The sequence below is a fragment of the Chloroflexota bacterium genome, from assembly GCA_026713825.1.
Taxonomy (GTDB): Bacteria; Chloroflexota; Dehalococcoidia; order Lucifugimonadales; family UBA1127; genus UBA1127.
In genome coordinates, this window is sequence record JAPONS010000101.1 from 1 (window position 1) to 4236 (window position 4236).

Annotated in this window: 5 protein-coding genes; 3 read left to right on the forward strand and 2 right to left on the reverse strand. The window is 65.3% G+C overall.

Translation table 11 applies throughout. The annotated features are described in order from the left end of the window. The coding region (locus OXC99_11820) for a sodium/proline symporter (protein ID MCY4625671.1) at positions 1-1296 on the reverse strand (1296 nt) is incomplete at its 3' end. Positions 1297-1531: 235 nt separating this feature from the next. On the opposite strand from OXC99_11820, the gene OXC99_11825 reads away from it, so the two are divergent. Beyond that, on the forward strand, positions 1532-2467 hold the full coding sequence (locus tag OXC99_11825) for a cadherin domain-containing protein (protein ID MCY4625672.1): 936 nt from the start codon (positions 1532-1534) through the stop codon (positions 2465-2467). Positions 2468-2470: 3 nt separating this feature from the next. On the opposite strand, the gene OXC99_11830 is transcribed toward OXC99_11825, so the two are convergent. Continuing rightward, positions 2471-2746 (reverse strand): hypothetical protein, encoded by a 276-nt coding sequence (locus tag OXC99_11830; protein MCY4625673.1) that lies wholly within the window; start codon positions 2744-2746, stop codon positions 2471-2473. Positions 2747-2818: 72 nt separating this feature from the next. On the opposite strand from OXC99_11830, the gene OXC99_11835 reads away from it, so the two are divergent. Continuing rightward, complete coding sequence (locus tag OXC99_11835; GenBank protein MCY4625674.1) at positions 2819-3823, forward strand: LLM class flavin-dependent oxidoreductase; 1005 nt, start codon at positions 2819-2821, stop codon at positions 3821-3823. An 81-nt stretch (positions 3824-3904) separates the two neighbouring features. Beyond that, positions 3905-4236 (forward strand): Rieske 2Fe-2S domain-containing protein (locus OXC99_11840; protein MCY4625675.1); only part of this gene is annotated, 332 nt, incomplete at its 3' end.

Genomic DNA, 4236 nt, shown 5'->3' on the forward strand with positions numbered 1-4236 from the left:
CCACACAGTGACCGGCCGCCAGTACAGCCCGAGAATCATCACCGGTCCGAACGCCGCCCCCATCCCGCCCCAGGCGTAGCTCACCAGGTTGAAGATGGAGTCCGGGAACCACAGGGACATCCCGGCCGAGACGACCCCGATGACGACCAGCAGCCCCCGGCCCATCCACACCCGGGCGTTGGCCGCCAGCCCCGCGGCGATGCGTTTGAGCACGGGCACGTCGTCCGTCGCAATGGCCGATGCCAGCAGCAGCTGCGAGTCCGCCGTGCTCATCACGGCCGCGATCACGGCTGTCAGCAGTGCCCCCAGCACCACCGGGTGGAAGAAGACCTCTGAGACTACAAAGTAGACCCGCTCCGTGTCCGCAACGGCACCCAGCATCCCAGCCTCGAACAGGGCAGGCCGCGCGACCATACCCACCAGAAACGCCAGCGCGTACACCGTCACGAGCCACACGACGGCAATGTTGCGGCCCTGCGGCACCTTGTCCTCATGTTCAATGGCCATGAACCGCTGCAGGATCCGGTGCGCGCCCAGCCCGCCGACGGCCCACCCAGATATCGAGAGCACATGGGCCAGCGTGATGGGAGAACCGTCCGTCGCGGTGAACGGGTCAAAGAACCCGGCGGCGGAGCCGTGTCCGAACGGGTGCTCCGTCACGACGAGCATGGTGATCACCAGCACTAGCAGGCTCCCCAGCATCAGCAGCGCCTGCACTACATCCGTCCGGGACACCGCCATGAACCCGCCAATCAGCGTGTAGGCCGCTACGGCGAGCAACGTCAGGATGACGCCGGCCGCCAGGTCGAGCCCGAAGATCTGCTCCAGCAGCTTTGACCCGCCCACCAGCCCGGAACTGACGTAGAAGACCACAAAGACGATGGTGATGGTCCCGGACACCGCCCGCAACGTCCCCGTCGTATCGCCGAAGCGTGTCTCCAAGAACTCCGGGATGGTCACCGCGTTGTTCGCGGCGACGCTGTACCGCCGCAGCCGCTTGGCCAGCAGCGTCCAGCTCAGGAAGATGCCGATGGTCCCACACACCGGCACCCACATCTCGACGAGACCCCCAGTGAAGGCCAGCGCCGGCAGCGCCAGCATCGTCCACGCGCTGGTAGTCGACGATCCGGTGCTGAGGGCCGCGGTGAAGCTGCCCAGCCGCCGCCCACCAAGGGTGTAGTCGGCCATGTCCCGCATCCGCCGCGCGCCTACAATGGCGATCGCGATCAGCATGCCGAAGTACATGGTGAACCCGAATACGACCCACGCAGTACCGGCAGTCCCGATTGTATCCACAGTCCCTTCCCTTCCCTTGCCCGGCCAGCCATAGATTCTACCGCAACATGTTGAACGGCGACTAAATCAGTAGCAGGTGTAACTCGTGCGGCGTTCAAGCGTTGCCCGCGGATTGCCTGCGACCGGTGATGTCACAATTGCAGACAATGAGTGCATGGCGCCGGTTTTGCCTCGGCTGGAAGATGGTAAAATCTCCCCGAGGAACCTCGCCCTCGGCGGGTTGGAGTCATATTCAATGAATGACATCGTTGACCGATTTGGCCGGGCCATGGTGGCCGCTGCCGCGCTCACGCTTATTGTCGCCGCACTCCTTGCCATCGCGCCCAGCGGTGTTGACGCGACCAGTGTTGTCGCCGCCACCAACAGCAGTCCCACGTTCAATGAGGGCGCCTCCACCACCCGTTCCGTTTCTGAGGACGCCACGATCGGGCAGGCCATCGGCGATCCAGTGTCGGCCACGGACGCCGACGGCGACATGCTTTTCTACGACTTCGTGGGTCATGACCACAGTATCTTCACTATCGAACCAACGTCCGGACAACTAAGCACCAGCGTCAACTTAAACCTACAGGCAGGCAGGAGTTTCACCGTCGTCGTAAGAGTCGACGACAATAAAAATGCAGACGGAAACCCCGACCCTACCATTGACGCCAGGATAACTGTCATGATCAATGTGGTTACGCCGGGGACACTTCAACAGAGTGGCGGCAGCCTCGGGTTCGGCCCCGCGCCTGTTGCGCCCAAGTTCGACGACGGCATCCGGACGGAGCGGGAGGTCTTCGAGAACGCCGCAGCCGGCGACCCGGCCGGCGACCCGGTGACCGCCACACACCAGGACGGCCTCGCGATCACGTACTTCCTCAGCGGCACCGACGCCGCCAGCTTCACCGTCGACGAGGACACGGGCCAACTCAGGGTCAAGGAGGGGGCGGCGCTGGTCCTCGACAGGACATTCACGGTGAACCTGACGGCCACGGATTCTGCGGGAATCGGCGCCATCATCATCGTCGACATCGTCGTCGTTGAGACGCCCTACCATGAATACGACACCAACCAGAACGGGCGCATAGACCGGGATGAGGTCCTTGCGGCGGTATCAGACTACTTTGCCGGAGACATAGACAAGGAAAAGGTAATAGAGCTGGTCAGACTGTACTATCAGGATGCGTGACGCCTACTTGTCCGCGCGCTCCAGCACAAAACTCCGCTTGCCGTTGCTGCTCACGACGTCCATCCGCATGTGCCCCATTGTCCGATTCAGGCTGGAGGCCACCAGCAGCACCTCCTGCCCATTGTGCCGGTACACCAGGTCCGTCAGCCCGGGCGAGTCCAGCTTGAACCCGAACCCATCACCCTGCGAGATGAGGCGCATCACCTCGCCCTCCGCGTGGCCCGCGTCCACACGGCCCTTGTACAGCGCATCCAGCGCGGCATCCGTCACGTGAAACATGGCCGCAGTATACCAGCCCTCCGCCGCCCTCGCGCCATTCCGCTATACTCACACGCGTAAAGGAGCGCGCAGATGAAATTCGGCCTCTCACTGACCGGCATGCTGCAGCAGCCCGCCGGCACAGACATGACCGGCGCCGTCGAGGAGGCGCTCAGCCTCGTGGCGCTCGCCAGGGATCTCGGCTTCTCGTGGCTCTACGCCGGGCAGCACTTCCTCAGCCACCCGTACCAGATGCTGCAGCCGCTGCCGGTGCTCGCGCGCCTTACCGCGGAGGCGCCAGGGCTCGACGTTGTGACGACTGCCGTCCTGCCGCTCCATCACCCGGTCCAGGTTGCCGAACAGGTTGCGACGCTCGATGTCATCACCGGCGGCCACGCCGTGCTCGCCACCGCGCTCGGCTACCGCGACGAGGAGAATGCGGCTTTCGGCGTGCCACGGCGCGATCGCGTTGGTCGGATGGTGGAGGCCCTCGAGGTGATGCAACTGCTCTGGCGTGAGGAGGGCCCGGTCACGTACGAGGGCCGCCACTTCCAGCTAAGCGACTCCCCGACTGGGCTCCGGCCCGTCCGGCAGCCCGCGCCGCCGGTGTGGATCGCCGCGAGCAGCGATGCCGCCGTCGCTCGCACTGGACGCCTCGGCTACCCGTGGCTCATCAACCACGCCGACTACGCCACCATCGCGCGGCAGGTGGCCCTCTACCGGGACGCGCGGGGCGAGGCGGGGCATCCCGACGCAACGGACCTCCCCATCCTGCGGGAATTCTTCGTGGCGGAGACGGCGGAGGAGGCTGTCCGAATTGCGCAGCCCTACGTTACCGGCAAGTACGACACGTACGCGCAGTGGGGGCAGGACCAGGCTCTGGAGGGTGAGCGCTCATTCGCCTCGGAGTTCGCAGCGCTGGCGCAGGACAGGTTCATCGTCGGCGACGTCGAGCAGGTCGTCGCGGACCTCAAGCGCTACGAGGCGCTCGGCGTCACGCACATCGGTCTGCGTATGCGCTGGGCGGGCATGCCGACGGAGCCGACGGCCAAGGCGATGCGGCTGACGGCGGAGCGGGTGTTTCCTCATTTCCAGTAGGCGTGCCCGCCTCTACTTGCCTCTGACGCTGTGGTGTACAATCCCCTCGAAAGCGCGCCTACGCGCACGGAGGCCGACGACATGCTGACGCAGTTTGAGAACGACACTCTCGCACAGGTTGGGCCCGGCACGACGATGGGCAACCTGTTCCGCCGCTACTGGATGCCCGCGCTTCTGTCGTGGGAGCTGCCTGAGGCCGACTGCCCGCCCGTGCGCCTGCGACTGCTGGGCGAGGACCTCATCGCGTTCCGCGACACGACCGGTGCCGTCGGCATCGTCGACAACTACTGCCCGCACCGGAGGGCGAGCCTCTTCTTCGGGCGCAACGAAGAGGCCGGCATCCGCTGCGTCTACCACGGCTGGAAGTTCGACGTGAACGGCGACTGCGTCGACATGCCCTCTGAGCCCGCCGA

What these genes read in the sequence shown, in the direction of transcription:
- OXC99_11825 (MCY4625672.1), top strand. Translation starts at nt 1,532, where the DNA reads ATGAATGACATCGTTGACCGATTTGGCCGGGCCATGGTGGCCGCTGCC.
- OXC99_11835 (MCY4625674.1), top strand. Translation starts at nt 2,819, where the DNA reads ATGAAATTCGGCCTCTCACTGACCGGCATGCTGCAGCAGCCCGCCGGC.
- OXC99_11830 (MCY4625673.1), bottom strand. Translation starts at nt 2,746, where the DNA reads ATGTTTCACGTGACGGATGCCGCGCTGGATGCGCTGTACAAGGGCCGT.